General features: G+C 71.7%; 22 protein-coding genes and 1 riboswitch. Of the genes, 3 read left to right on the top strand and 19 right to left on the bottom strand.

Annotation, left to right across the window (positions count from 1 at the left end):
* Positions 1 to 37: 37 nt before the first annotated feature.
* The 11 genes from ACWGJB_RS05695 to ACWGJB_RS05645 all read right to left on the bottom strand — a co-directional run bounded on the left by ACWGJB_RS05695 (position 38) and on the right by ACWGJB_RS05645 (position 10,603).
* Positions 38 to 820, bottom strand: a complete 783-nt coding sequence (locus tag ACWGJB_RS05695) for an aldo/keto reductase (protein ID WP_453379039.1) — start codon at positions 818 to 820, stop codon at positions 38 to 40.
* Positions 821 to 1,328: 508 nt separating this feature from the next.
* A complete protein-coding gene (locus ACWGJB_RS05690; RefSeq protein WP_453378964.1) occupies positions 1,329 to 2,414 on the bottom strand; it encodes a hemolysin family protein in 1,086 nt (361 codons plus the stop codon).
* Positions 2,411 to 3,739, bottom strand: coding sequence for a hemolysin family protein (locus ACWGJB_RS05685; protein ID WP_453378963.1), 1,329 nt, complete (start codon positions 3,737 to 3,739; stop codon positions 2,411 to 2,413). The genes ACWGJB_RS05690 and ACWGJB_RS05685 overlap by 4 nt, the downstream gene beginning before the upstream one ends.
* 256 nt (positions 3,740 to 3,995) lie before the next feature.
* On the bottom strand, positions 3,996 to 4,451 hold the full coding sequence (locus ACWGJB_RS05680; protein WP_453378962.1) for a PH domain-containing protein: 456 nt from the start codon (positions 4,449 to 4,451) through the stop codon (positions 3,996 to 3,998).
* Between the two features lie 14 nt (positions 4,452 to 4,465).
* The gene (hisG, locus tag ACWGJB_RS05675; protein ID WP_453378961.1) at positions 4,466 to 5,314 is read right to left on the bottom strand and encodes an ATP phosphoribosyltransferase; all 849 of its coding nucleotides are present in this window, start codon (positions 5,312 to 5,314) and stop codon (positions 4,466 to 4,468) included.
* Between the two features lie 47 nt (positions 5,315 to 5,361).
* Complete coding sequence (locus ACWGJB_RS05670; RefSeq protein WP_030946750.1) at positions 5,362 to 5,634, bottom strand: phosphoribosyl-ATP diphosphatase; 273 nt, start codon at positions 5,632 to 5,634, stop codon at positions 5,362 to 5,364.
* A 34-nt stretch (positions 5,635 to 5,668) separates the two neighbouring features.
* A complete protein-coding gene (ribH, locus tag ACWGJB_RS05665) occupies positions 5,669 to 6,154 on the bottom strand; it encodes a 6,7-dimethyl-8-ribityllumazine synthase (RefSeq protein ID WP_351933793.1) in 486 nt (161 codons plus the stop codon).
* 22 nt (positions 6,155 to 6,176) lie between these two features.
* A complete protein-coding gene (locus ACWGJB_RS05660; protein WP_453378960.1) occupies positions 6,177 to 7,466 on the bottom strand; it encodes a bifunctional 3,4-dihydroxy-2-butanone-4-phosphate synthase/GTP cyclohydrolase II in 1,290 nt (429 codons plus the stop codon).
* A complete protein-coding gene (gene pnuC / locus ACWGJB_RS05655) occupies positions 7,463 to 8,113 on the bottom strand; it encodes a nicotinamide riboside transporter PnuC (RefSeq protein ID WP_453378959.1) in 651 nt (216 codons plus the stop codon). Before pnuC ends, ACWGJB_RS05660 begins: the two co-directional genes overlap by 4 nt.
* Entirely contained in the window at positions 8,110 to 8,715 is a 606-nt protein-coding gene (locus ACWGJB_RS05650) for a riboflavin synthase (protein ID WP_453378958.1), read from the bottom strand. The genes pnuC and ACWGJB_RS05650 overlap by 4 nt, the downstream gene beginning before the upstream one ends.
* Positions 8,716 to 8,871: 156 nt before the next feature.
* Positions 8,872 to 9,002, bottom strand: a riboswitch (FMN riboswitch).
* 263 nt (positions 9,003 to 9,265) lie between these two features.
* The gene (locus ACWGJB_RS05645) at positions 9,266 to 10,603 is read right to left on the bottom strand and encodes an ROK family transcriptional regulator (RefSeq protein ID WP_453378957.1); all 1,338 of its coding nucleotides are present in this window, start codon (positions 10,601 to 10,603) and stop codon (positions 9,266 to 9,268) included.
* A 133-nt stretch (positions 10,604 to 10,736) separates the two neighbouring features.
* Between ACWGJB_RS05645 and ACWGJB_RS05640 the strand changes: the two genes are divergently transcribed.
* Entirely contained in the window at positions 10,737 to 11,951 is a 1,215-nt protein-coding gene (locus ACWGJB_RS05640) for an MFS transporter (RefSeq protein ID WP_453379038.1), read from the top strand.
* Here ACWGJB_RS05640 and ACWGJB_RS05635 read toward each other — a convergent pair.
* Both ACWGJB_RS05635 and ACWGJB_RS05630 read right to left on the bottom strand, forming a co-directional pair.
* The gene (locus ACWGJB_RS05635; protein WP_453378956.1) at positions 11,911 to 12,369 is read right to left on the bottom strand and encodes an acyl-CoA thioesterase; all 459 of its coding nucleotides are present in this window, start codon (positions 12,367 to 12,369) and stop codon (positions 11,911 to 11,913) included. The two genes, ACWGJB_RS05640 and ACWGJB_RS05635, sit on opposite strands and share 41 nt — an antisense overlap.
* 87 nt (positions 12,370 to 12,456) lie before the next feature.
* Positions 12,457 to 13,725 carry an alginate lyase family protein gene (locus ACWGJB_RS05630; protein WP_453378955.1) on the bottom strand — a complete coding sequence of 423 codons (1,269 nt, stop codon included), beginning with the start codon at positions 13,723 to 13,725 and terminating at the stop codon, positions 12,457 to 12,459.
* Positions 13,726 to 14,082: 357 nt separating this feature from the next.
* Between ACWGJB_RS05630 and ACWGJB_RS05625 the strand changes: the two genes are divergently transcribed.
* Entirely contained in the window at positions 14,083 to 15,468 is a 1,386-nt protein-coding gene (locus ACWGJB_RS05625) for a uracil-xanthine permease family protein (protein ID WP_453378954.1), read from the top strand.
* Positions 15,469 to 15,652: 184 nt separating this feature from the next.
* On the opposite strand, the gene ACWGJB_RS05620 is transcribed toward ACWGJB_RS05625, so the two are convergent.
* Both ACWGJB_RS05620 and ACWGJB_RS05615 read right to left on the bottom strand, forming a co-directional pair.
* Positions 15,653 to 17,143: an MFS transporter gene (locus tag ACWGJB_RS05620; protein WP_453378953.1), complete on the bottom strand. Its 1,491-nt coding sequence runs from the start codon at positions 17,141 to 17,143 to the stop codon at positions 15,653 to 15,655.
* Positions 17,140 to 17,748 (bottom strand): winged helix-turn-helix domain-containing protein, encoded by a 609-nt coding sequence (locus ACWGJB_RS05615; RefSeq protein WP_453378952.1) that lies wholly within the window; start codon positions 17,746 to 17,748, stop codon positions 17,140 to 17,142. Before ACWGJB_RS05615 ends, ACWGJB_RS05620 begins: the two co-directional genes overlap by 4 nt.
* Positions 17,749 to 18,032: 284 nt before the next feature.
* Between ACWGJB_RS05615 and ACWGJB_RS05610 the strand changes: the two genes are divergently transcribed.
* Positions 18,033 to 18,626, top strand: a complete 594-nt coding sequence (locus ACWGJB_RS05610; RefSeq protein ID WP_453378951.1) for an LOG family protein — start codon at positions 18,033 to 18,035, stop codon at positions 18,624 to 18,626.
* Positions 18,627 to 18,699: 73 nt separating this feature from the next.
* On the opposite strand, the gene ACWGJB_RS05605 is transcribed toward ACWGJB_RS05610, so the two are convergent.
* From ACWGJB_RS05605 to ACWGJB_RS05590, 4 genes are read right to left on the bottom strand one after another with little or no spacing between them, the layout of a single operon-like run.
* Complete coding sequence (locus ACWGJB_RS05605) at positions 18,700 to 19,929, bottom strand: class I SAM-dependent methyltransferase (RefSeq protein ID WP_453378950.1); 1,230 nt, start codon at positions 19,927 to 19,929, stop codon at positions 18,700 to 18,702.
* Complete coding sequence (locus ACWGJB_RS05600; RefSeq protein ID WP_453378949.1) at positions 19,913 to 23,917, bottom strand: non-ribosomal peptide synthetase; 4,005 nt, start codon at positions 23,915 to 23,917, stop codon at positions 19,913 to 19,915. Before ACWGJB_RS05600 ends, ACWGJB_RS05605 begins: the two co-directional genes overlap by 17 nt.
* The gene (locus ACWGJB_RS05595; protein WP_453378948.1) at positions 23,914 to 25,182 is read right to left on the bottom strand and encodes a M20 family metallo-hydrolase; all 1,269 of its coding nucleotides are present in this window, start codon (positions 25,180 to 25,182) and stop codon (positions 23,914 to 23,916) included. The genes ACWGJB_RS05600 and ACWGJB_RS05595 overlap by 4 nt, the downstream gene beginning before the upstream one ends.
* Positions 25,179 to 26,291 carry a branched-chain amino acid aminotransferase gene (locus ACWGJB_RS05590; protein ID WP_453378947.1) on the bottom strand — a complete coding sequence of 371 codons (1,113 nt, stop codon included), beginning with the start codon at positions 26,289 to 26,291 and terminating at the stop codon, positions 25,179 to 25,181. The genes ACWGJB_RS05595 and ACWGJB_RS05590 overlap by 4 nt, the downstream gene beginning before the upstream one ends.
* Positions 26,292 to 26,308 lie beyond the last annotated feature (17 nt).

The raw sequence follows: 26,308 nt of genomic DNA, 5'->3' as shown, positions 1-26,308 counted from the left end.
GCGTCGCTGGTGGTGGGGCGTCGGCCCGGGTGTCCGGCTAGTTGAGGGTGTCGGGGTCCGGGCCCGTGCGCATACCGCGGTCGAGCGCGGTGAGCGCGTCGATCTCCTGCGGGCCGAGCTCGAAGTCGAAGACGTCGAAGTTCTCGCGGATACGGGTCTCCGTGACCGACTTCGGGACGACCACGTTGCCGATCTGCAGGTGCCAGCGCAGCACGACCTGGGCCGGGCTCTTGCCGTGCTCGGCGGCGATCGCGGTGACCGCGTCGTCCTTGAGGACGGCGCCCTGGGCGAGCGGGCTCCACGCCTCGGTGACGATGCCGTGCCGGGCGTGGAAGTCACGCAGCTCGGCCTGCTGGAGGCCCGGGTGGAGCTCGATCTGGTTCACGGCCGGGACGACGGAGGCGGCACCGAGCAGGCGCTCCAGGTGTGCGGGCTGGAAGTTGGAGACACCGATGGCGCGGGTGCGCCCGTCGGCGTACAGCTTCTCCAGCGCGCGCCACGTGTCGAGGTACAGGTCACGGGCCGGGGTCGGCCAGTGGATGAGGTACAGGTCGACGTGGTCCAGACCGAGCTTGTCCAGCGAGGCGTCGAAGGCCGCGAGCGTGGTGTCGTAGCCCTGGTCGGTGTTCCACAGCTTGGTGGTGACGAACAGCTCGTCGCGGGCGATGCCGGAGTCGGCGAGCGCCTGGCCCACGCCGCGCTCGTTGCCGTAGATCGCGGCCGTGTCGATGCTGCGGTAGCCGGCCCGCAGGGCGCCGGCGACGGCGGCGGTGGTCTCCTCGTCGGGGACCTGGAAGACACCGAAGCCGAGCTGCGGCATGGTGACGCCGTTGTTGAGGGTGACGGCGGGGATGGAGGTCACGAAGTTCTCCCTGTCCTTGTCGATCACCCTGGTCGCCGGAGGCGCCGGGGGTGATCTTCGTGGGTACGTAGTCGATGGTCCGTGTTGTTCGTCGTCGGCGCGCGGCCAGTGGTGCGCGGCGTCGGGCGTCCGCCCGTGGCCGGAGCCTGGATCTGCGCGGCGGCGCGGAGGTGCGGCCGAAGCCTGCGGTGACGTCGGGCAGCAGGCCTTCGATGACGAATTCGGTGGTGCCGAAGACACGACCACAATAATTGCAGACGCCGGTTAATTGCAAACGCGGCATACCGGCGTGCGCACCCATGGAGAGGGCAGGTGATTGTCTGTTCGGGCTCGCGCAGGCCCTGACGGCAGCCCTCATGGGCGGCCTGACGTCGGTACCTCCGGGCGACGTCGAGGTGCGGTGCCCTTAGTGGGGCGCGGGGAGCCGCGTGACCGGCCATCGCCGGGACGCGGCTCCCCGTGGTGCTCAGCCCACCGCGACTTCCTCCGGCTCGCCGCTGGCCCGGGGCTCGGGCGGCCTGGTCGGCCGTTCCTCCCGGTGTGCCGGGTCCGTCACCTCGCCCACCAGCAGTTCCAGCACGTCCTCCAGCGCCGCCAGCCCCAGGACCCTGCCGTGGCCGTCGGCCACCTGCGCGAGGTGCGTCGCCGCGCGGCGCATCACTGTCAGCGCGTCGTCGAGGGGCAGCTCGGCCCGCAGGGTCGTCATCGGGCGCCACAACTGCTGCGGCACCGCCCGGTCCGAGTCCTCCAGGTCGAGTACGTCCTTGACATGCACGTACCCCATGAACGCACCGGACTCGGCGGAGACCGGGAAGCGGGAGTAGCCGGTGCGGGCGGTGAGCTCGACGATCTGGCCCGGGGTGACCGACGGAGGGACCGTGATCAGGGACTCGCGGCGCAGGAGTACGTCCGTCACCGGGCGGGAGCCCAGTTCCAGCGCGTCCTCCAGCCGCTCCCGCTCCTCCGGATCCAGAAGGCCCGCCTGGCCGGAGTCCTCAAGGAGCCGGTTGAGCTGCTCGCTGGTGACGACGGCCTCGACCTCGTCCTTCGGCTCCACCCGGAACAGCTTCAGGATGCTCTGGGCACAGGCGCCCAGGGCGACCGTGATCGGCCGGCACACGCGGGCGAACGCCACCAGGCCGGGGCTCAGCCACAGCGCCGCCTTCTCGGGCGCCGCCATCGCCAGGTTCTTCGGCACCATCTCGCCGATGACGAGGTGGAAGAAGACGACTCCGGCCAGCGCGATCACATAGCCCAGCGGGTGGATCACGCCCTCGGGCAGGTGCACGGCCTCGAACACCGGCTCCAGCAGGTGCGCCACGGTCGGCTCCGCCACCGCGCCCAGCGTCAGCGAGCAGACGGTGATGCCGAACTGGGCCGCGGCCATCATCTGCGGCAGGCGTTCCAGGCCGTAGAGGACCTGGCGTGCCCTGGCCGTGCCCAGCGGTTCGATCTGGCTGCGGCGGACCGAGACCAGGGCGAACTCCGCGCCCACGAAGAAGCCGTTGGTGAGGACCAGCAGGGCGGCGAAGAACAGTTGGAGGACGCTCATCGCACGGCCTCCGCGACGGCGGGGGCGGTGCGGACCAGGCGGACCCGCTCGGCGCGGTAGTGGCCGACCCGTCGGACCGACAGCCGCCAGCCGGGCAGCTCGGCCCGGTCGCCGGGCGCCGGGATCCGGCCGAGCAGGTCGGCGACCAGGCCGGCGACCGTCTCGTACGGGCCCTCGGGCACGTCGAGGCCTATCCGCTGGAGGATGTCGACGCGGACACTGCCGTCGACGTCCCAGGCGGGCTTGCCGTCCTGCGCCGGGGCGGCCGCGAGTTCCGGCGCGTCCGGGCTGTCGTGCTCGTCGCGGACCTCGCCGACGAGTTCCTCGACGATGTCCTCCAGGGTGACCACCCCGGCCGTACCGCCGTACTCGTCGACGACGACCGCGATGGGCTGCTCGGAGCGGAGCCGGGCGAGCAGCGGCTGGACCGGGAGGGTCTCGGGGACGAGCAGCGCCTTGCGGGCGATGCGGCCGACGGGAGTGCGCAGCCGGTCGTGGACCGAGACCGCCAGGGCGTCCTTGAGGTGGGCCATGCCGACGATCTCGTCGATCTTCTCCCGGTAGACCGGGAAGCGGGACAGGCCGGTGGCCCGGGTGAGGTTGACCACGTCCTCGGCGGTCGCCGAGTCCTGGAGCGCGCTGACCTTCACTCGGGGGGTCATGACGTGCTGCGCGGTCAGCTCGCCCAGGGACAGGGTGCGGACGAACAGGTCGGCCGTGTCCTGCTCCAGCGCGCCGGCCTGCGCGGAGTGCCGGGCCAGCGAGACCAGCTCGCCCGGGGTGCGGGCGGAGGCCAGTTCCGCGGTGGGTTCGACGCCGAGGGCACGGACGAGCCGGTTGGCGACCGTGTTCAGCGCGGCGATGACCGGGCGGAACAGGCGCGAGAAGCGGGCTTGCGGGCCGGCGACGAAGCGCGCGACCTGGAGCGGCTTGGAGACCGCCCAGTTCTTGGGCACGAGTTCGCCGATCACCATCTGGATCGCCGAGGCCAGCAGCATGCCGACGACGACCGAGACACCGGAGACGGCGCCCTCGGGGAGGCCGATCGCGGTGAACGGGCCGCGCAGCAGCTCGGCCAGTGCCGGTTCGGCGAGCATGCCGACGACCAGGGACGTGATGGTGATGCCGAGCTGGGTGCCGGAGAGCTGGAAGGACAGTTCCTTCAGCGACTCGACGACCGTACCGGCGCGCTTGTCGCCGTCGGCGGCGGCCTTCTCGGCCTCGGGTCGCTCCACGGTCACCAGGCCGAACTCGGCGGCCACGAAGAAGCCGTTGGCGAGGATGAGCAGGAACGCGGCTGCCAGGAGCAGCAGGGGGGTGGTCATGATGCCGCCGCCTCCGATTCGTCGCGGACCTCGAATCGGGGGTCCGCGGTATGTCGGGAGGGGGCGGCGCAGGTACTACAGGACGATCCGTCCATCGCCGGAGAGGGTCACTCCTCGCGTAGCAGGAACCCCTGTGCGCCGGGCGCGCGACAGGGGTGGAGGCGGGACGTGAAAAGCCTCCGCCAACAGATTAATCAAGACAGGGCCCACTACGGCAGAGTGGACGACCCCGAGGTGGCCCCGAAGTTGCGTGATTTCAGCCCTGGTGCTGCTCGGGGTCATGGATCGCGTGGGCCTCGGCGAGGGCCCGCAGGGCCTTGGCGTCGGCGATGGCGCGCTGCTTGGCGATGCCCGGCTGGATGCCGAGCGCGGGCAGGCTGGTGCCGTCGCTGAGGTTCAGGAACACCCACGGGTCACCCGGGCGGAGGTTCACCTGGACGATCTCCGCCCACTCCAGATGCCGCTTGCTGGCGATGTTGACGACGGTGACGCCGGACTCGTCGGCGACCACCTTCACGCGGGCCAGCTGGGCCAGCGCCCAGAAGATCAGCGCGCCGGTGAGGACGAAGCTGAGCTGCTCCCCCGGGCCGAGCTGTTCGAGGAGCAGCGCGACCGCGGAGATGGTGGCGAACATGGCGGCGCCCGCGGTGAGCAGGATCGCGCGGGTGTGGCCCGGCCGGAAGGTGACGGGAAGGGAAGGAAGCTCGGACATCTCTCGCGGGCGTTTCAGAGGCGGCAGGCGTGGATGGCCGTGGTCAGGATGGCGCGGGCGCCGATGTCGTACAGGTCGTCCATGATCCGCTGCGCGTCCTTGGTGGGGACCATGGCGCGGACGGCGACCCAGCCCTCGTTGTGCAGCGGGGAGACGGTCGGGGACTCCAGGCCCGGGGTGAGGGCGACGGCCTTCTCCAGCTGCTCGACCCGGCAGTCGTAGTCCATCATCACGTACGTCCGCGCGACCAGGACGCCCTGGAGGCGGCGCAGGAACTGCTGGACCTTGGGTTCCTCGATGTCGGCGCCGGCCCGGCGGATGACGATCGCCTCGGAGGTCATGATCGGCTCGCCGAAGACCTCCAGGCCCGCGTTGCGCAGCGAGGTGCCGGTCTCGACGACGTCGGCGATGACCTCGGCGACACCCAGTTCGATGGCGGTCTCGACGGCGCCGTCCAGGTGGACGACGGAGGCGTCGACACCGCTGTCGGCGAGGTGCTTGGCGACGATGCCCTCGTAGGAGGTGGCGACCGTCTTGCCCTTCAGGTCCGCCAGGCCGTCGGCCGCGCCCGGTTTGGAGGCGAAGCGGAAGGTGGAGCGGGCGAAGCCGAGCGGCAGGATCTCCTCGGCGTGGGCGCCGGAGTCGATGAGCAGGTCACGGCCGGTGATGCCGATGTCGAGGCGGCCGGAGGAGACGTAGATCGCGATGTCCCGGGGACGCAGGTAGAAGAACTCGACGTCGTTGACCGGGTCGACGATGCGGAGTTCCTTGGACTCCCTGCGCTGCCGGTAGCCGGCCTCATGCAGCATGTCCGCCGCAGGGCCTGAGAGGGAACCCTTGTTGGGGACGGCGATGCGCAGCATGAGGTCGGCTTCCTTTGCTCGAAAAAGGGGGGTTTGTCGGAAAGGTTCTACAGGTGGGCGTAGACGTCGTCCAGCGAGATTCCGCGGGCGACCATCATCACCTGGACGTGGTACAGCAGCTGCGAGATCTCCTCGGCGGCTGCTTCCTTGCCCTCGTACTCGGCGGCCATCCAGACCTCGGCGGCCTCTTCGACGACCTTCTTGCCGATGGCATGGACCCCCTTCCCGACCAGCTCGGCGGTGCGGGACGTGGCGGGGTCGCCGTGGGCGGCCTTGTGCTGGAGCTCGGTGAAGAGCTCCTCGAAAGTCTTGTTGGACATGGTGAGCGCCAGACTACGCCAAACGCCGCGTCGCTCAGTGCCAGGGTTCAGATACTGAGCGGAGGGTGGCCGCCGTCGCGACCGCCGCCGTCACCGCCTCGTGGCCCTTGTCCTCGTTGGAGCCCTCCAGGCCGGCCCGGTCCAGGGCCTGCTCCTCGTTGTCGCAGGTGAGCAGGCCGAAGCCGACCGGGACGCCGGTCTCTACGGAGACCTGGGTGAGGCCCTGGGTGACGCCCTGGCACACGTACTCGAAGTGGGGGGTGCCGCCGCGGATGACGACGCCGAGGGCGACCACCGCGTCGTAGCCGCGGCCCGCGAGGACCTTGGCGGCGACCGGGAGCTCCCAGCTGCCCGGGACCCGCAGCAGGGTCGGCTCGTCGATCCCCAGGTCGCGCAGGGCGCGCAGGGCGCCGTCCACCAGACCGTCCATCACCTTCTCGTGCCACTGGGCCGCGATGACGGCGACCCGCAGGTCGCTGACATTGCGTACGGACAACTCCGGTGCACCCTTGCCGCTCACGTCTCTCCTCAGTGCTGTTTCTTTACTGGTTGCCGCAGCCGGACACGGCAGGGGTGTCCAGCCAGGGCAGGTCGTGGCCCATCCGGTCCCGCTTGGTGCGCAGGTAGCGGAGGTTGTGCTCGCCCGCCTGTACGGGCATCGGCTCCCGGCCGGTGACCTTGAGGCCATGGCTGAGCAGCGCCTCGGTCTTGTCGGGGTTGTTGGTCATCAGCCGGACGCTGCGGACGCCGAGGTCGGTGAGGATCTGGGCGCCGGCGGCGTAGTCGCGGGCGTCGGCGGGCAGGCCGAGTTCCAGATTGGCGTCGAGGGTGTCGCGGCCGCGCTCCTGGAGCTCGTACGCGCGCAGCTTGGACAGCAGCCCGATCCCGCGCCCCTCGTGTCCGCGCAGGTAGACGACGACACCCCGGCCCTCGTCCTGGATGCGGTCCAGGGCGGCGTCGAGCTGGGGGCCGCAGTCGCAGCGGGCGGAGCCGAAGACGTCTCCGGTGAGGCACTCGGAGTGGACCCGGACCAGGACGTCCTCGCCGTCGCCGATCTCGCCGTGGACGAGGGCGACATGCTCGACGCCGTCGGTGGTGGAGCGGTAGCCGTACGCCGTGAAGGTCCCGTGCTTGGTGGGCAGGTTGACCTCGGCCTCGCGGCGGACGGTGGGCTCGGCGGAGCGGCGGTAGGTGATCAGGTCGGCGATGGAGATGATCGTCAGGCCGTGCTTGCGGGCGAACGGGATCAGCTCGGGGAGGCGGAGCATACGGCCGTCCTCGCCGGCGATCTCGACGATGGCTCCGGCCGGACGCAGGCCGGCGAGCCGGGCCAGGTCGACGGCGGCCTCGGTGTGGCCGTTGCGGGCGAGGACGCCGCCGGGCCGGGCCCGCAGCGGGAAGACGTGGCCGGGGCGGACGAAGTCCGAGGGCTCGGCGCCACCTCCGGCCAGCAGCTGGAGGGTGGTCGCGCGGTCGGCGGCGGAGATGCCGGTGGTGACGCCGTGCGCGGCGGAGGCGTCCACGGAGACGGTGAACGCGGTCTTCATGGACTCGGTGTTGTCCTCGACCATCTGCGGCAGCTGGAGCCGGTCGAGTTCGGCGCCCTCCATGGGGGCGCAGATCAGGCCGCGGCACTCGCTCATCATGAAGGCGATGATCTCGGGGGTGGCCTTCTCGGCGGCGATGACGAGGTCGCCCTCGTTCTCGCGGTCCTCGTCGTCGACGACCACGATCGGGCGGCCGGCCGCGATGTCGGCGATGGCCTGCTCGACCGGGTCGAGGGTGAGGTCCTCGATGCCGTCGGTGCGGTAGAGAATCGGTGCCGCGGTCATGCGGGTGCCCCTTCCAGAGCGGGCCGCGAGCCCTGGCGGGAGCGCAGCCACCAGTCGCGCATGCCCCACAGGACGAGCGCGCCGTAGATGACGTAGACGAAGCCGGAGAAGGCGTAGCCGTTGGCGAAGTTGAGGGGGACACCGACCAGGTCGACCAGGAGCCAGGCGATCCAGAACTCGACCATGCCGCGGGCCTGGGCGTACATGGCGACGACGGTGCCGACGAAGATGTAGGCGTCCGGCCAGGGGTCCCAGGACAGGGACGGGTAGGCCTTGAAGAGCACGGCGACGGCGACGGTGCCGACGGCCGCGGCGGCGACCATCGCGCCGCGTTCGCGCCAGGTGGCGAACCGGGGGGCGATGTGACCGTCACCGCCGTCTTCGGCCCGACCCCTGTTGCGGTTCCACTGCCACCAGCCGTACAGCGCGACGACCATGACGACGGCCTGCTTGCCGGCGCTGCCGGTCAAGTGGCCGTAGAAGGCGCCGAAGAGGATGAGGCCGGAGGCGAACTGGACCGGCCAGCTCCACAGGTTGCGGCGCCAGCCGAGGGCGAGGGCGACCAGGCCGAGGATGTTGCCGATCATGTCCGACCAGAGGATGTGCTGGCCGAACAGGACGAAGGCCTCGGAGTTCAGCCAGTTCACTTGCCCGCTCCCTGCGCGCTCGCGAGCAGCCGCTCCACGTACTTGGCGACGATGTCGACCTCGAGGTTGACCGGGTCGCCAGGCTGCTTCAGGCCGAGGGTGGTCAGGTCCAGGGTGGTCGGGATGAGGCTGACGGTGAAGTAGTCGGGGCCGGCCTCGACGACGGTGAGGCTGATGCCGTCGACGGTGATGGAGCCCTTCTCGACGACATAGCGGGCGAGGTCGGCGGGGAGGGAGACCTTGACGATCTCCCAGTTCTCGGACGGGGTCCGGGACAGCACCTGACCGGTGCCGTCGACATGGCCCTGCACGATGTGGCCGCCGAGCCGGGAGCCGACGGCGGTGGGGCGCTCAAGGTTGACGCGGGAGCCGACGTCCAGCGCACCGAGGGAGGAGCGCTTGAGGGTCTCCTGCATGACGTCTGCGGTGAACTCGTCGCCCTCGTGCTCCACGACGGTCAGACAGACCCCGTTCACGGCGATGGAGTCGCCGTGCTGTGCGCCCTCGGTCACTACGGGGCCACGGAGCCGGAAACGGGAGGCGTCGCCGAGATTCTCGACGGCGGTGATCTCACCCAGCTCTTCGACGATTCCGGTGAACACTTCCCGGGTCCTCCTGCCTCAACGGGGCACGGACTCCGGGGCCTGTCGACGAACGACAGAAAGGACGGAAGAGCACACCGGGAGCGACGCCGACAAGGTCCCGTCCGTGACGGACGAGACCAGATACGGCGGCGCGCACAGATACATGCTCGCCCGCCGCGCACTGCCTCCCATCCGGACTTTAACCGTCGGTCCAGGAATTTCACCTGGTCAACCGGCCGCTGGAAGCGGACGGGTCGCGGACTGTAACCGCCGGTTCGGAGTTTCACCGACCCCGGAGTGCGCTGCTTCTGGTACACGGCCAGTGTGCCACGCCCGGGGGTGGTCCATGCAGGGGAACCGTGTGGGCTGCCTCACAGACCGTGTCACTGGACTTCCCTGACGGGACGTCAAATGCGAGAGCGACGCCCAACGGGCCCTCGGACCAGGCATCTTGACGCGATCCGCAGCTATTGACCCTACTGGTCTAGTCCATTTATCGTTCGAGCGAGCCCGGCGGCGGTGACGACGGCCCTTGCCCGTCGCCGGGTCACCCATCAGGCCGGTCGGGTCAGCGGTCCTGCGGCGCGAACAGTTCGTCCTGCGCGCGCTCCCGTGCCGTCAGAAGCGCTCCGCGCAGCACGGCTCCGCCGCCGAGGACACTCGCGCGCACCTCGGTGGCCAGCGGGGACATCCGGCGCAGCCGCTCCTCGACACGGGCGGCGAGCGCCGCGGCGCCGGCCGAGCCGATCTCGCCGCCCAGGACCACACAGCCGGGGTCCAGGACGGCTACGACGGCTGCCACGCCTACGGTGATGCGGTCTGCCACGGCGTCGAGGAAACGGGCGGAGTCCGCCGGGCGGGGTTGGCGGTCGTCTGCGGGTCCGATGGGGCTGGTCGCGCAGTTCCCCGCGCCCCTTTGGGGCGCCAGCGAGCCACCGTCAGTTCCAAGGCGCCCCTGGGACGTCTCGTCGCTCCCGCCCGAGCACCGGACCGCCTCCCCCACCAGCCGCGCGGCCGCGGGCTCGGGGCCCGTCAACCCGGCCGGGTCCAGCCCGTGTTCCTCGGCCAGTTCGGTGATCGCGGTCGCGCCCACCAGGGAGTGGTAGCCGCCGGCGCAGTCCGTCGCCGACGGCAGTGCGCGGGTGCCCGGTACCGGCAGGAAGCCGATCTCGCCCGTGCCGCCGGAGGCGCCCCGGCGCAGGCTGCCGTCCAGGACGACGGCGGCGCCGCAGCTGTGTCCCAGCCAGAGCAGCACGAAGGTGTCGCGGTCGCGGGCGACGCCCTCCTGCTGTTCGGCGAGGGCGGCCAGATTGGTCTCGTTCTCGACGCTGACCCGGGCCTCCGGGAAGCGCTCCTGCACGGCGGCGACCAGTCGGCGGTGCCAGGCCGGCAGACCCGCCGAGTCGCGGAGTTCGCCGCTCGCCGGATCGATGAGCCCCGGCGCCCCGATGCCGACGGTGTGCAACCGCCCGCCGCCGGCGGCCCCCGCCTCCTTGATCGCCCGCTCGACCAGCTCCACCGCCTGCTCGACGGCCGCCGCCTCCCCCGCGGCCGCCTTTCCCGCCTCCGGCCCGACCGGCACCGCCCCTTCGGCCAGCACCTGCCCCACCAGGTCGGACACCAGCACCGAGACGCTCTCGGTGCGCACGTCGAGGGCGGCCAGACAGACCCGGTCGGCGACGATGCCGTACAGCCGGGCGTTCGGTCCCCGGCGCTGTTCGCCGGACTCTCCGACCACCGCGATCAGGCCGGAGTCGGTGAGCCGTTCGACGAGGTCGGCGACGGTGGGCCGGGACAGCCCGGTCAGCTGTTTCAACTGCCCTGCCGTCAGCGGACCTTCCCGCTGGAGCAGGGTCAGCGCGAGCCGGTCGTTGATGGCCCGGGCGGTGCTCGGTGATGCGGGCATGACGGGCATCCTCCCAGATCGACGCGGCTCAGGACGGCCACATCACTCCCTATCTATCAGGCAGGGTCCCTGATAGTTTACGGCGCGACAGCGGGGCTGCACCCACCCGGGGAGGGGCAGGACCATGAAAGCCATGAGAGACGCGGACTACGAGCAGCACGAGGTGAAGCGGGCGCGGTACGCCGTCGCGGCCGTGTTCACCGTGCACGGTGCCGTCACCGGCTCGTTCGCGACCCGGGTGCCCTGGATCCAGGACCATGCCGGCCTGAGCGCGGGCCAGCTCGGCTTCGCGCTCGCCTTCACCGCGTTCGGCGCCTCCTGCTCGATGCCGCTGGCGGGCCGGATCAGCCATCGCTTCGGCAGCCGTACGGCGCTGCGCGGGCTGATCGCGATGTGGACGCTGTCGCTGGTCCTGCCGTCCCTCGCGCCGAACCTGTACACGCTCTGCCTGGCGATGTTCGCGTACGGCGCCAGCGCGGGGATGGCCGACGTCGCGATGAACGCGCTCGGTGTGGAGGTGGAGCGCCTGCTCGGGAAGTCGATCATGTCGGGTCTGCACGGTATGTGGAGCGCGGGCGCCCTGATCGGCTCGGCGGCGGGCACCCTCGCCGCACATCTCGGCTCGGACGCCCGGCTGCACTTCGCACTGGCCGCCGCCACCCTCACCGTGCTCGGTGTCCTGGCGGCCGGCTGGGTGCTGGACGTACAGCCCGCCGAGGACGAGGAGCCACCGCCGCGGTTCGCGCTGCCGCCCCGGTCGGCGCTGTTGATCGGCGCGGTCGGCTTCTGCGCGGTGTTCGCGGAGGGGGCGAGCCTGGACTGGTCGGCGGTGTTCCTGCGGGACCGGATGGGCAGTTCGGCGGGGCTCGCGGCGGCCACCACCACGGGGTTCATGCTGACCATGGCGATCGCCCGGATCAGCGGGGACGCGGTGGTGAACCGCTTCGGCACGGTGCGTACCGTGCGCGCCGGGGGTGTGCTGGCCGCGCTCGGCGGACTGCTGATCGTCCTCGCGGGGCATCCGGCGGTGGCCATGACCGGGTTCGCGCTGATGGGCCTCGGCATCGCCGTCGTCGTACCGCTGTGCTTCGCGGCGGCCGGGCACGCCGGGCCCAACCCGAGTCAGGCCATCGCGGGCGTCGCGACCATCACCTACACGTCGGGGCTGGTCGCGCCCAGTCTGATCGGCGGGGTCGCCCAGGCCACCAGCCTGGTGGTGTCGTTCGGTGTGGTCACGGCGCTGACCTGCGGTCTGGTGGTGTTCGCGGGCGTGCTGCGGGCGGGGGAACGCGGGGTGCGGGCGGAGGTCAGCCCGCCGGCCGCAGCAGTTCCTGACCCGCGGCCCTGAAGCGCTCGCTCCAGGGGGCGGGGCGCAGGGTGGCCGCGTCCAGCCGGACCAGGACCCGGGTGCCGTGCGCGTAGGTGGTCGCGCCGTCCACCGAGCAGAACCGGAAGCCGTAGGTCAGGCCGGTGTTGCCGAGCCGTTCCAGCCAGAGGTGGACGGCGTAGGCACCTGGCCGGGTGACCGGCGCCTCGTAGCCGATCCGGAGTTCCCTGACCGCGTTGCAGGCGTCCTCGGCCGCGGCCCAGTCGCCCTCGAAGGCGAAGCCGTGTCCCTGCCAGAGCTCGGCCCAGGCCCGCTCGACCATCACCGGGTAGCGGGCGTTGTGGAGCAGCCCGAGTGCGTCCAGGTCGTCGAAGTGGACGGTGACGGGGATCAGCCGGCCGTAGGACAGGGCGGGGGCGGTCGGGGCTTCGGCGGTCACGGATGGGGCTCCTGGGCGTTGCTGACATTTCGCTGACCTTCAGCTGACGCCAGTCTAAGCGAGCGCTCAGGAGCCCCACCGGCGGCCTCAGCCCGCGATCGAGTCGAGCTGCTCGGCGGCCGGCCGCAGCGCCCAGAGGTCGCCGCCGGGCGGGGCCTCCAGCTGCCGTACCGCCCGCTGGGCCGCCTTGTCGCCGGCGTCGGCCGCCGCGTGGACGACGTCGGACGCCGCGTAGCGGTAGAACTCCAGCTCGGGATAGGACCAGGCGGTGGCCCCGGTCGCGGCGGGCAGCAGATAGTCCACGGCCTTGAACAGGCTCTGTCCGTCCGGCCCCCGGTAGGTCCAGAGGTCCACCCCGACATGCCGGCCGATGGCCGCGAGCCGGGTGTAGGCGACCAGGTCGAAGGTCGAGTAGTGCCAGCTCCTGGTCCGGGCCAGCTCCTGCGGCTGACTCCCGTCGGCCCCGATCTGCGGGTCGATCCGCCTGGCCCGGGCGTCCAGCACGGTCTTCTTCGCCAGTGCCCGGTCGCCGGTCGCGTAGGCGAGGGCGGCGAGCTGCATGTCGTAGAAGGTGCCGTGGTTGTTGGCGGCGGCGCCCTCCTCCTTGCCGAAGGCGCTGTTCTCCAGCCAGTCACGGAAGTCCGTGTTCCAACTGCGCATCCCGGCACGGTCCCCGGCACTCCAGCCGGGTGCGCCGGTGGCGAGGATCGCGAGGGCGTCGACCACGCTCGTGTACGACTGGGAGAAGTCGATGATGCCGATGGCGCGGCCGTCGTACTTGCACGGGATGAACTGGGCGTGGTCGAGGTTCGGGTTCATCCGGGTCGCCGGGTCGAGGAACCAGGTGCGCAGGACCTGTCCGGCCTTCTCCGCGTACTGCCGCTTGCCCGTGTAGTACCAGGCCAGGGAGAGGTCATAGGTCGAGTCGAAGACCTTCTCCACGTCCTGGCGGTCGGTGCCGGTGTCGACCTCGGGATTGCGCTGTCCGTCGCGCTGGACGTAGGGGCAGCCCCAGGGGTTGTCGGCGGTGGGTGTGGTGGTGGGCCACCAGTAGGGGGCCTGGCTCAGGTAGTCGTGGACATCTCCGCCGGGCGCGGGCTTCGGTTTGTCGACGACCGTCCAGGGGCCCTGGCCCAGCCAGGCGTCGGCGCGGGTCGTCAAGTCCATGACAGCACGGCGGAGTTGGGGGTCGCCGTGGTCGAGATCAGCCTTGGTCCGCTGGAGGCGAGCGCCGTCGAGCACGGCGGTGTCGGGGGCCTTCTGGGCCCTCGCGGTCGCGTGGGCGGAGGGAACGAGGACGGCCCCGATGGCCGCCAGTGCCGTCAGGACGACGGCCGCGCGGGATCTTCCACTCATCGAGCACTCCGATCGGACGGGAAGCAGGACAGGAAGCGGACAGGAAGCAGCTTGGTCAGATACATGAACATAGTTCACGAGTGGGACCGTGCGAGCGTAGGACCGCCAGGTGGCCATGACAATGGTTCGGACCGTCTTCACGTATGAAGCCGTCATCGCGCGAGAGGCCGCGTCTTCACAGCACGTGCACGACCGGGCTCGGCGCCCAGCGCCGTGCACGACGCCGCAGGTCGAATCCCAACTCTCACGGCCCGTCCTGCAGGCGTGCGCCTGAACTGCGTGTTCCGCTAGTCGTCGAGCCCCGGTGCGGCCTGCGGGTCTCAGCACCACCCCAGCAACACATCGAGGAGCGGGACCATGGCGGGCTTCGGCTGGAAGCTGCACGGCGACGGCAAGAGCCTCGCGTCGGGTGAGGTTGTGAGACCGGACGAGCGGCTCACCTGGGGGCGCACCGTCGGTCTCGGCGCGCAGCATGTGGTCTCCATGATCGGAGCCTGCTTCGTCGCCCCCGTCTTGATGGGTCTCGATCCCAACCTCGCCGTGATGGCCTCCGGCGTGGCCACCATTCTGTTCCTGCTCATCACCGGGGGCCATATTCCGAGCTACCTGGGCAGCAGCCTGTCGTTCGTCGGTGTGGCCGCCGTCATCAAGGCACAGGGAGGTGACGCGGCGACTCTCACTGGCGCGCTGCTGGTCGTCGGCGCGGTCCTTTTCCTGTGCGGGGCGGTCGTACGCGGTCTCGGCGCCCGCATCATCCACGCCGTACTGCCTCCAGTGGTCACGGGCGCGGTGGTCATGCTGATCGGGTTCAACCTGGCTCCGGTCACCGCGGGCACCTACTGGCCACAGGATCAGTGGACGGCTCTTCTGACCATGCTCTTCACGGGTTTCGCCCTTGTCGTACTGCGCGGCTTCTGGTCCCGTATCGCGATCTTCCTCGGGCTAGCCTTCGGTTACGCCATCTCATGGGTCCTCGACCGCGCGTTCGGTGAGATCCACTCCCCCGCCGGCGGTGCCACGCCGGTCGACCATTGGCGTCTCGACCTGTCGAGCGTGCTCAAGGCGGACTGGATCGGCCTTCCGGCTCTCCATGCCCCGAGCTTCTCCCTCTCGGCAGTCGTGGTCGCCCTGCCCGTCGTCATCGCCCTCGTCGCCGAGAACGCCGGACATGTCAAGGCTGTCGGTGAGATGACGGGTGATCCACTGGACGACAGGCTCGGTACGGCGATCATGGCCGACGGTGCAGCGACGGTGCTGTCGACGTCCGTGGGCGGCCCTGCCACGACCACGTACGCCGAGAACATCGGTGTCATGGCCGCCACGCGCGTCTACTCGACCGCTGCCTACTGGTGCGCCGCCGCCTTCGCGATCCTGTTCGGGCTCTGCCCCAAGTTCGGTGCCGTTGTGGCCGCCATTCCCGGCGGCGTCCTCGGCGGCATCACGGTCATCCTCTACGGCATGATCGGCCTGCTGGGCGCCCAGATCTGGGTTCGTTCCCGCGTCGACCTCTCCAACCCCCTGCACTTGGTTCCGGTGGCCGCCGGGCTCATCATCGGGATCGGCAACGTGAGCCTGACGCTCACGCCCGACTTCCAGCTCGGTGGCATCGCGTTGGGCACGCTGATCGTCCTCATCGGCTACCACGCCCTGCGCGTCCTGGCTCCCGCCCACATGACGCACGAGCCTCCGCTCCTTGAACCGGGCAATCAGGGGTACGACCGAGGCGTGCCGGGCGGATCGTGATCACGGCACGGTACTGCTCCAGCCTGTTGAACGCTCGCTCGACGGCGTTGGGCTTCGTGTACCGCTCTTCGTGCGGGACCGGCCCGGACCGGTCCGCGGGGCGGAACTTCGCCGGAACGTCTGGAATTGGGGGCAGTCCGCCTGCTGCCCCGTGAACACACCGGCAAGCGGTACGGCCGAGGTGCTATCCGTGCGGGTGGGGCAGGGGTGCCTGCGCGGGGGCGGGGGCCGTGGCGGTCGCCGGGGTTTCCGGGGTGTTGCGGGCACCCAGTACGAACAAGGACATCAGACCGGCCGCCAGGTAGAGCACCGCCTGCGCGTTCAGCAGCGGCACCGGGCCCAGTCGGTCGGCGAGCAGGCCCGCCAGGGCCATGCCGAGGGCCTGCGCGCCGTTGGACACGGTGTAGAAGGAGCCGAGCGCCCGGCCCAGGTGGTCGGCGGGGACCCGCTGCTGGACCATCCCGAGCACCCCGGCGTAGTAGACGCCACCGGGCAGGCCCACCACGGCGAACAGTCCGACGTACACGCCGAGGGTGGTCGTGACCATCGGCGCGTTCCAGATCAGCAGCGCCAGTCCGGAGAAGGACAGCGCTCCCCACGTGATCAGTGGCTTCGGGTGGACGCGGGTGCCCAGGAAGCCCAGCGCAAGGCCGCCCGCGATGCCGCCGATGCCCTGGATGCTGCGCAGCAGGCCGATCTCGGCGTCGGTGCCGTGCAGGGTCGTGGCGACGAAGACGACGAACAGGACGACGAACAGGCCCTGTCCTATGGCGCAGAGGATGGCCGCGAGGAAGGACACGCGCAGGCGGCGGTCGTCGGTGATCACCGCGACGCCTTCGCGCCAGTGCCGGAACATCCGACCGAGGCCCGCGGCGGCCGGAGGCTCAGGCTCCTCGAACCGCTGGGGTATCTCGCGGGCCTCGGAGCGCGCGGACGCCGACTCGGTCCCCGGCACGGCCGCTGCGCCTGCGGGCGCGTCCCCTGCGTCCCCCGGCACGACCGGTCCGTCTCCCCGCACAGACACACCCTGCGCGGGCACGACCGGCGTGCGTTCCGGACGACGGATCCGGCTGACCACCCCGGCCGCCAGGAGCAGGCCGATGACCGAGGCCGCCGCCACCGGTCGCAGCCCACCGGCGACCACGATGCCGCCGAGCAGACTGCCGCCCAGGCGGCCGAGGTTGGAGTTCAGGACGACTAGGTTGCTGGCCGCCGCGCTCTGTCCGGGCTCGACGAGATCGGGCAGCAGCGCGTTCTTCGACGTCAGGACGAACTGCGCGCACACCGCGCGCCCCGCGATCACGACGTAGACGAGCCACAGCTGGTCGCCGGAGGTGACGGGAAGGAGCAGAGCCGCCAGGGCCGCGTGCAGCAAGGTGCAGACGAGCAGCAGCTTCTTGCGGTCGTAACGGTCCGCGGCGACCCCGGCTAGGGAGCCGACCAGGACGCCCGGGGCGAGTTCGATCAGGAAGGCGACGGACGTCGTCATCGCCGACTGGGTCATGCGGTAGACGAAGATCGGGATGGCGGTGACCAGCATCCAGTCGATCGTGTCGTCGAGCAGCCCGGCCGCCCATAACGTGCGGAAACGCGGGTTGTGTATCGGGGAGTTCGCGGAGTTTTGGACGGATCCGGCGGACCCGGTCGGCTGCTTTCGGCGGAGTATGGGGGTCAACTCTGCTCCTTGGGCCAGCGGAACGCCTGGACGCTGAAGCTGATCTCGGCCGCGTCGGGCGGCACGTCCCGGCGGTTGGCGATGATGTACGGGCGTACCAACAGGTCGATCACCGAGGTCAGGTGGAGGAGTTCGTCGGGCGTGAGGGTGAGTGCGTAGGAGTCGAACACCGCCGCCCGCTGCCACGGCTCGTCGAGCGAGCCGAAGCCGGCGAGGAAGTACCGGACCGTACGGGTGAGTTCGCTCAGCTCGGCCCCGACGACCGCCGAGTGGGCGGCGAGCGACTCGGGCCCGTCGCCGTCCGGCAGGAAGTCGAAGCCGGTGGCGACCGCGCGCCACGGCCGGTCGCGCGCGTCGGCGCCGTCCTCCGCCTCGACGCGCTCCACGAGTCCGTACCGGTGGAGGAGGCGGAGGTGGTAGCTGCAGTTGGAGGCCGAGTCGTCGACCGCCTCCGCACAGCGGCTCGCGGTGTCCGGTCCTTTGCGCATCAGGTGGTGCAGCAGGCGCAGGCGCAGGGGGTGCGCGAAGGCGCCCAGGACGCGCACATCGGTGATCGGGACCCGTCCGGGGCGGGCAGCGGAGTTCGCTCGGGACGTGAAAGACACCTTTCAATACTGCGTCGGGTCGGCATCGGGCGCAAGGCCTCATACGGCGGGTCAGGGCCATGGGGCGCACAGCGCTCCGGCAGGGTCGCCGGTCCCACCTGAAATAGATATTTCACTGTACGACAAAGACCAGCTCACCCAGCCACATTCCCTTTCCGTATCTCCTCCCCTTTCCTCGGTCTTCCCCCCGGGGTGGAAATGCGCCGGCGAGCGGCGAGATCCCTCAAGAATTCCTCTAGCCTGTCGAGGAGAACCCGACCACCGTCCCAGGAAGGGAATTCGACATGGCATTTCCCACATCGAGCTCGCGGCGCATCGGCGTGCTCTGCGGTTCGCGCGGCGGCCGGACGCCGCACTACGTGGAGGCGGCGACCGCGCTCGGGGAGGGGCTCGGGCTCCGTGGTGCCGACCTGGTCTACGGCGCGGGAGGCGTCGGCGTCATGGGCGCCGTCTCCCAGGCCGCGCACCGGTCCGGAGCCAAGGTGACCGGGGTGATCCCGCACGCGCTGCACGAGCGCGAGCGGGCGGTCGAGGCGTGCGGCGAGATCTTCGTGGTGCCCACCATGCACGAGCGCAAGGCGCTGATGTACCGGCTCTCGGACGCGTTCCTGGTGCTGCCGGGCGGATTCGGCACGCTCGACGAGCTGATGGAGGTGGCGACCTGGAACCAGTTGGGATATCACCAGAAGCCGGTTGTCCTCGTCAACGTACAGGAATTCTTCCAGCCCCTGATATCGATGCTGGACCGCATGTGCGAGGAAGGTTTCTTCACGCCCCGGGAGCGTTCCATAGTCAAGATCGCCGACGCTCCGGAGGCGGCGCTCGACTTGCTGGGGCTGCCTCGCCCGGCGTCCGTGACCCAGATGGCTTCCGCCTGAGCGGAAGTGGAGGGGGGTGGGCCCCGCACCGGTCGGTGCGGGGCCCACCCCCCTCCCTTCCGCCCGCCGCCCCCTACGGTCCCGGCACCGCCCGCAGCTGCGGGAACGACGGGGTGGTGAGCCGGATGCGCACGTCACGCAGCTCGTCGCGGGACGGCACGCCGCCCCGGTCGGTGAACAGCTCACGCACCGTGCGTTCGCCGTCCGCCACGTCCGGCAGCCACGGCATGACCGAGGCGGAGCCGGCGGCCAGCGGCTGCGGGGCGTCCAGCGGCTGGTAGCCTCCCGCGCGTCCCATGACCCACACCCGCTGGCTCCCGGTCACGGGGACGAACGCGGTGTCCAGGAACGCCTCGTCGCGGTCCGTCTCGCACAGGACGGGCAGCGGGTTGTCCGTGCGGCGCAGGTAGAACCACAGCAGCGGGCTACGGTCGACGCTCAGCGCCTGGGTGACCTGCCAGCGCTCCACATCGTCCAACCTGTCGACCTGGCGCCCCAGTTGGTCGTCGGAGCTGGGCACCCGCCAGTCGTACAGGTCGAGGCCGGTGGCGAGCGGGCTGGCGCAGGGCGCCTCCAGGACGAGCCCGGCCGTGCGAGCCGTGTCGTGCAGGGTACGGACGGTGAAGTTGCGCTCGCAGGGGTTGAGCCAGCTGTCCGCGAACTGCTCCTCCGGCTCCCCGAGGTCGGCGCGCAGCTGGCGGGTGAGTTCGCTGTCGCGGGTGAGGGAGCCGGCGACCCGACGGGCGAACCGGAGGTCCTGTTCGCGTCCGAGCAGCCGCATGGCCTCCTGGAACGCGGTGATCTCGCGCCGGTGGTAGGCGTTGTAGACCATGAGTTCCAGGACACCGGACGGTTTGAGGGCGGCGGCGAGGCGGGCGAGGAGCATCCCGGGGTCGGGGTGGTGGTGAATCACCCCCGTGCACACGACGTAGTCGAACTCCTCCCGGTACGGGGCGTCGCTGATGCCCTCCTCGCACAGGGTGAGGTTGGTCGCGCCGACCTGGTCGCGTGCGGTGCGGCACAGCTCCAGGGAGTCCGTGGAGACGTCGCTGCCGACGACCTCTGCGTCGGGGAAGCGCAGGGCGACGATCAGCGCCTGGTTGACGCCGCAGCCGGGCACCCACACGCGGGCGGCGCGCGGGACGCGCCGGTGGGTGAAGTCACCCAACTCCTGTGCGAGCAGGGCCGGATGGAGGGACGGGTCGTCGGGAGCGGTGAGGCGGGTGGCGTGCCAGGGGTAGGGGAACTCGGAGTAGAACTCGCCGATGATCTGCTCGGCGGCCCTGTCAGCGTGCGTGGTCATCGCGTGCCTTCCCTCCCCGGGCGATCAGTTCCCGCAGCGCCGCCGCCGAGGAGGCCGCGGCGGGCAATTGCATCATTCCCAGGTGGTCGCCGCCCACCTGGATGTGCTTGACCGGTCCCCCGGCGTGCTCCTGCCACTGCGCCACGAGCAGGATCTGGTCGTCGCCGTCCTTCTCCTGGGAGGTCAGGACGGTCATCGGGCCGTCGTAGAAGCCGACTTCGTACCCGCCGAGCGTTTCCAGCTGGCGCTGCCAGATGAGCAGGACGTCCTGCGGGAAGAGGGAGTAGTCGCGGCAGGTGGCTGGGTCGATGCCCATGGCCTGGAACAGGTCGCCGCGCAGTACCGCCTGGAACTCCTCCTCCCGCTCCTCGTCGCCGGCCAATCCCAACCGGGTCCGGATGCGTCGCAGTTGGCGTACGTAGCCGCGCCAGCGGGTGTTCTCCTGCGGGGTGCTGGGGTCGAGCAGCACCAGGTGGGCGACGTCCCCGCCGAGCGCGCGGAGCTGCCGGGCGGTCTCGAACGCGGTGACCCCGCCCGCCGACCAGCCGACCACGTTGACCGGGCCGGACACGGTGTCACGGATCTCCGCGGCGTAGCGGGCGGCGGTGTCCTCCAGGCGCTCGTCGCCGTCGGGATCCTCGCCGCGCAGTGCCCCGAGGGTGAGCCCGTACAGCGGACCCTCGCCGTGCAGGATCTCGACGAGGTAGCGGTAGCAGAAGACCGTGCCGCCCAGGGGGTGGACGAACACCGTGGGCACGCCGTCGCCGTCCGGGGCGAGCGGCGCCAGGCTGCGACCGCCGCCGGACGGCTGGGCGCTCTCGCCGAGCGCGGCGGCGATCCCGGCGACCGTCGGGTCCTGGAGGAAGCGGGCGAAGGTCAGCTGGGCGCCGAGCAGGCCGCGCAGGCGGGCGACGACGGTCAGGACGAGCAGGGAGTTGCCGCCGAGGCCGAAGAAGTTGTCGTCCGGGCCGAACGCGTCGGGGGCGAGGCCCAGGACCTCCGCCCAGGCCCGGGTGACGGCTTCCTCCGCGGGGGTGCGCGGGCCTCGGGGCACGCCGGTGGCGCCGCCGCCCCACTCGGGCTCGGGCAGGGCCGCCCGGTCGACCTTGCCGTTGGCGTTGAGGGGGATCCGCGCGAGTTCCAGGATCCGGGCGGGCACGAGATGCGCGGGGAGGGTGCGGGCGAGTTCGGCGCGCAGGGCGGCGGCGTCGAACGCGCTGCCCGGCTCCGGCACGACGTGCGCGACCAGCGCGGTGGCGCCGCCGGGCGTGCGGGCGGTGACCACGAGGGCCTGGCGGACGCCGGAGGCCGCGACGAGGGCGGCCTCGGCCTCGCCGGGTTCGACCCGGTAGCCGTTGATCTTGACCTGGTGGTCGGACCTGCCGAGGAACTCCGCCTGCCCGTCGGGCAGCCAGCGGCCGAGGTCGCCGGTGCGGTAGAGCCGCGCGCCGGGCGGGCCGTAGGGGTCGTCGACGAACCGTTCGGCCGTGGCGCCGGGCCGGTTCGCATAGCCACGGGCGACACAGGTCCCACCGATGTGGATCTCGCCGACGACGCCCGGCGGCACGGGTGCGCCGTCCGCGTCCAGGACGTACAGCGTCGTGTTGGGGATGGGGCGTCCGATGGGCAGGGTGGCCGGTGCGTCGGCCTCGCGGGCTCCCGGAGCGGCGGGGGGCGGTATCTCGTAAGCGCTGTTGGCCACGGTCGCCTCGGTCGGCCCGTACTCGTTGAGCAGCGGCACGTCGGGGGCGAGTGCGCGCCAGGCGGCGAGGGCCGCGGGCGGGAAGGCGTCGGCGCCGACGACCAGCAGCCGGGCCAGGCCGCGGGCCTGTGCGGGGGTGAGCTGGGCGGTGAGCAGTTCCAGATGGCCCGGGGTCAACTTGATGAAGCTGTACGGGGCCCCGCCCGCGAGGACCTCGCCGAGGCGGTCCGGCGGAAGGCCGTCCGGGGCCAGGGCCACGGACTGGCCGGTGAGCAGGGGGGTGTACAGATCGGGCACCACCATGTCGAAGGCCATGGAGGAGAAGAGCGGGGCGCCGCCGTCGCCCTCGGCCGCGTACCGACGGACGCACCAGGCGAGGAAGTTGGCGAGCCCGCGGTGCTCCACGAGCACGCCCTTGGGCCTGCCGGTCGATCCGGAGGTGTGGATGACGTACGCGAGGGCGCCGGCATCCGGCCCCCCGGGCAGGTCGCTCTCGGCGTGGACGGCGATGGCGGGCCACGCCTCGTCGAGCACGACCACGTCGCCGCCGAGGGCCGCGGCCCGTCCTGCGAAGGCCGACTCGGTGACGACCAGGCGCGCGTCGGTGTCCTCGACGACGAAGGCCAGCCGGGGGTCGGGGAAGGCCGGGTCGAGCGGTACGTACGCGGCGCCCGCCTTCCACACGGCGAGGCAGGCGACGACGAGGTCCGGCGAGCGGCGCAGGAGCAGCGCGACGCGGTCGTGCGCGGTGACGCCCTGGTCCACCAGGTAACGGGCCAGCCGGTTGGCCCGGCCGTTCAGCTCCCCGTACGTCAACGTCCGCTTCCCCTCGCCCAGTTCGCGTACGGCGACGGCCTCAGGGGTGCGGCGGACCTGCTCCTCGAAGAGCCGGTGCGCGCACTGGTCCTCGAACGGCGCGCGGCCTCCGTCGGCGAACCGCTCCAGCACCTCGGCGCGGCGGTGCTCCGGCATGACGGGCAGGCCCGCGAGAGGGGTGTCGGGCGCCGCGAGCGCGCTGTCGAGCAGCGCGGTGAAGCCTTCGGCCAGCGCGCGGACGCCGGTGGCGTCGCAGACGGCGGTGCGGTAGGTGAACTCGCCGGTCAGACCCTCGGCGTCGGGCCTCAGTACGAGCATCAGATCGGTCTTGGGCGCGTGGTCGGGGAAGGGGAACGCGGTCGTCGCGCAGCCGGGCAGGCGCAGAGCGGGGGCCGTGTCGTGGTCGAGTTCGAAGAACACGTTGAACAGCGGGTTGCGCAGCCCGGACGAGGCGGCGGTGCGCACGGTGTCGAGGACGTCCTCGAACGGCACGCGTACGTGTTCGAACGCGTCGAGCACGGTGTCGGTCACCGTCTCGGCGGCGTCCCGGAAGGTGAGGTCCGCGCGGACGCCGGTGCGCAGCGCGAGGGTGTTGAAGAGGGGGCCGACGACCTGGCGCGCTTCCTCGGTCAGCCGGGTGGACGCGGTCGTGCCGACGGTGACCTCCTCGGTGCGGCACAGCCGCGCGAGTAGGGCGGCGTACGCGGTCAGCAGTACCGCGTAGCGTGTGGTGTGCGTCTCGCGGGCGTACGCGTCGACCCGCTGGACCAGGGATGCGGGCAGCGGGAAGCGGTGTCCAGCCCCGTCGCGGTCCGTGCGCCCGGGGGCGCCGGTCAGGGGCAGCGCCAGGGGCTGCGCGCCGTCGAGGCGACGGCTCCAGTAGGCGAGTCCTTCGGCGTGTTCGCTCTCGGAGACAGTGGCGTGGCGGAAGTACTCGGGGGTGTCGTCGTGCGTCCGCGGGGCGGTCGGCCCGGCGCCGGTGCGGCGGGTGTAGGCGTCACTCCAGGCGTCGTACAGGATCTGCACGGAGTCGCCGTCGCAGACGGCGTGGTGCAGATGCAGCGCGACGACGTGGTCCCCGGGGCCGAGGCGCACCAGCATGGCGCGCAGCAGGGGGCCGTTCTCCAGGTCGAAGGGGATCCGCGCGGCGGCGGCGACGCGGTCCCGCGCGGTCTCCTCGGCGGCCGTCGCGGGCAGGCCGCCGAGGTCGGTCTCCGCCAGCGGGGTGGCGAGGTCCGGATCGACCACCAGGGAGAGGCCGTTGTGACCGTAGCGGGCGAAGCGGGAGCGCAGCAGGGGCTGTTCGGCGAGCACGTCGCCGAGTGCGGCGCGCAGTGCGGGCCGGTCCAGCGGCCCGGTCAGGCGTACTGCGGAGGAGACGGTGAACTCCGAGCCGATCGGGTCGAGTTGGGCGGCGAGCCACATGCCCCGCTGGAGGGGGCGGGCGGGCTGCCGGGTCGCGGTGGTCATGACGTCGTTCCCTCCAGGAGGGCGCAGCCGAGCAGGACGTCGGCGCCCCGGACGAGGTCGGCGGGCGCGGTGCGTTCGTACGGGACGTGGCTCGCGCCCTCCTCGCTGGGCACGAAGATCATCCCGGTGGGGGCGATACGGGCCATCCACTGGGCGTCGTGTCCGGCGCCGCTGGGCAGCGTGACGCTGGACAGGCCGAGGGCGTCGGTGGCACGTCGCACGGTGGCCCGCCGGTCCGCGTCGCAGGGGGTGGGGCGCACCCGCTGCACCTCGGCGACGTCGACGGAGGTGCCGGTCGCACGGGCGGCCTCTTCGCCCAGGGCCCGCAGCCGGTCGAGGCCGGCCTCCAGGTTGCCCTCGGACATGTCGCGCAGGTCGACGATGAGCGTGGCCACGCCCGGGACGACGTTCCACGCGCCGGGCGAGACCCGGCAGTCACCGACGGTGGCGACCCTGACCACGCCGTCGGGGCCGGTGAGCCCGGGCACGCCGACGGTGATCCGGGCCGCGGCGAGCAGCGCGTCGTGGCGGTCGGCCATGGGGGTGGTGCCCGCGTGATTGGCCTGGCCCCGGACGGTGACCTCGGCGGTGAGACGGCCGGAGATGCCCTCGACGATGCCGATCTCGACGCCGGAGCCGATGAGCACCGGCCCCTGTTCTATGTGCAGTTCGAGGTAGGCGGCGACGGAGCCGGGGGTCCGTCGGACGTCGTCGACGCGCCGGCTGTCCCCTCCGGCGGCGTCGAGGACCTGGGCCAGCGGCCGGTCCTCTCCGGCGACCGGTAGCTCCAGTTCGCCGGGGGTGAGGCAGCCGGCGACGGCACGGGAGCCGAACATGGCGGGGGTGCCCGTGGTGCCCTCCTCGTTGCTGAACGCCATCACCGTCAGCGGCCGGTCGAGCGGGGTGCCGCGCTCGTGCAGCGTGTGGGCGACCTCGACGGCCGCGAGGACGCCGTACGCCCCGTCGTAGGCGCCGCCGCCGGGGACGGTGTCGAGGTGGGAGCCGAGCACCAGGGACGGGCCGTCCGGGTCGCGTCCCGGGCGCGTGCCGACGAGGTTGGCGGCGGCATCCACGTGGACCGTGAGCCCGGCCTCGCGCATCAGCCCGGCCACGAACTCCTGTCCTTTGACGTCCTCGTGGGTGAAGGCGCGGCGCGTCACGCCGCCGTCGGGGGTCGCCCCGACGGCGCGCAGCCGCTCCAGGTTGTCCAGCAGCCGTGCCGCGTCGACGCGCGCCGGACTGAGCGAGGTGGTGGTCGTGGTCATCGCCGCGCTCCCGTCGTGGCGGAGTGCCGCCAGCCGTGGACGTCGGGGATCAGCCCGTGGTGGTGGGCGAGCAGCCGTTCCTTGACGGCGCTGGTGACGGGACCCGTGGTGCCGTCACCGACCGTCCACTCGCGGTCGCCGTCCCGGACGCGTCCGACGGCCGTGACGACGGCGGCCGTGCCGCACCCAAACGTCTCGGTGATCAGTCCCGCATCGCACCCCTCGCGCCACTCGTCGAGGGCGACGGGCTCCTCACTGACGCGGTAGCCGAGTTCGGTGGCGACGGCGATGACCGAGTCGCGGGTGATGCCGGGCAGGAAGCTGCCGTTCAGCGGCGGGGTGACGACGGTGAGGTCGTCGCCGCGGCCGCGTACGAAGAACAGGTTCGCGCTGCCCATCTCCTCCACCCAGCGGCGCTCCACCGCGTCCAGCCACACCACCTGCTGGCAGCCGGCCCGGCCGGCGGCGAGCTGGGCGGGCATGGTGGGCGCGTAGTTCCCGGGAGTCTTGGCACTTCCCGTCCCGCCGGGAAAGGCGCGGGCGTAGTCGCGGCAGACCCACGCGGAGACGCCGTCGGGGGCGTCGCCGAAGTAGCTGCCGATCAGGAAGGAGATGACGACGACGGTGTACTCGCGGGCGGGGCGCGGCACCACGTTGGCCTCGGAGGCGAACATGTACGGCCGCAGGTACAGGCTGTGTCCGGGGCGGTCCGGGACGATGTCGGTGTTCGCCTCGACGAGCCGGTCCAGGGCGTCGACGAAGAGGTCCTCGGGCAGCTCGGGCATGGACAGGCGGCGGGCGGAGCCGCGGAAGCGGCGGGCGTGGTCGCGGGGCCGGAAGACGGCGAAGGAACCGTCGGGCTGGCGGTGTGCCTTGAGCCCTTCGATGACGGACTGGCCGTAGTGGAGCGCGGCGGTCGCCGGGGACACGGACAGGTTCTCGTGCGGGCCGAGCCGGGGCACGGTCCAGCCGTCGTCCTCGGTCCACCGCAGCGTCACCATGTGCGGGGTGAAGTCGCCTATCTCCGCCTTCCCGATGCCCGACTCGCCCGGCGAGGTCGCGCCGGCGTGAGTGGATGCGGGTGCGGGTGCGGCACTGCTGACGGTCATCTGGTGATCCTCACGTG

The organism is Streptomyces sp. NPDC054813 (assembly GCF_053611365.1).
This window is presented reverse-complemented; position numbering and strand designations above follow the sequence as displayed.

Bases quoted from the DNA above. Each gene is read 5' to 3' on its own strand.
- ACWGJB_RS05640 (WP_453379038.1), top strand. From the start codon at position 10,737: ATGAGAGACGCGGACTACGAGCAGCACGAGGTGAAGCGGGCGCGGTAC.
- ACWGJB_RS05695 (WP_453379039.1), bottom strand. From the start codon at position 820: ATGCCGCAGCTCGGCTTCGGTGTCTTCCAGGTCCCCGACGAGGAGACC.
- ACWGJB_RS05685 (WP_453378963.1), bottom strand. From the start codon at position 3,739: ATGACCACCCCCCTGCTGCTCCTGGCAGCCGCGTTCCTGCTCATCCTC.
- ACWGJB_RS05630 (WP_453378955.1), bottom strand. From the start codon at position 13,725: ATGAGTGGAAGATCCCGCGCGGCCGTCGTCCTGACGGCACTGGCGGCC.
- ACWGJB_RS05645 (WP_453378957.1), bottom strand. From the start codon at position 10,603: ATGCCCGCATCACCGAGCACCGCCCGGGCCATCAACGACCGGCTCGCG.
- ACWGJB_RS05610 (WP_453378951.1), top strand. From the start codon at position 18,033: ATGGCATTTCCCACATCGAGCTCGCGGCGCATCGGCGTGCTCTGCGGT.
- ACWGJB_RS05590 (WP_453378947.1), bottom strand. From the start codon at position 26,291: ATGACCGTCAGCAGTGCCGCACCCGCACCCGCATCCACTCACGCCGGC.
- hisG (WP_453378961.1), bottom strand. From the start codon at position 5,314: ATGCTGCGCATCGCCGTCCCCAACAAGGGTTCCCTCTCAGGCCCTGCG.
- ACWGJB_RS05595 (WP_453378948.1), bottom strand. From the start codon at position 25,182: ATGACCACGACCACCACCTCGCTCAGTCCGGCGCGCGTCGACGCGGCA.
- ACWGJB_RS05605 (WP_453378950.1), bottom strand. From the start codon at position 19,929: ATGACCACGCACGCTGACAGGGCCGCCGAGCAGATCATCGGCGAGTTC.
- ACWGJB_RS05670 (WP_030946750.1), bottom strand. From the start codon at position 5,634: ATGTCCAACAAGACTTTCGAGGAGCTCTTCACCGAGCTCCAGCACAAG.
- ACWGJB_RS05660 (WP_453378960.1), bottom strand. From the start codon at position 7,466: ATGACCGCGGCACCGATTCTCTACCGCACCGACGGCATCGAGGACCTC.
- ACWGJB_RS05600 (WP_453378949.1), bottom strand. From the start codon at position 23,917: ATGACCACCGCGACCCGGCAGCCCGCCCGCCCCCTCCAGCGGGGCATG.
- ACWGJB_RS05680 (WP_453378962.1), bottom strand. From the start codon at position 4,451: ATGTCCGAGCTTCCTTCCCTTCCCGTCACCTTCCGGCCGGGCCACACC.
- ACWGJB_RS05690 (WP_453378964.1), bottom strand. From the start codon at position 2,414: ATGAGCGTCCTCCAACTGTTCTTCGCCGCCCTGCTGGTCCTCACCAAC.
- ACWGJB_RS05625 (WP_453378954.1), top strand. From the start codon at position 14,083: ATGGCGGGCTTCGGCTGGAAGCTGCACGGCGACGGCAAGAGCCTCGCG.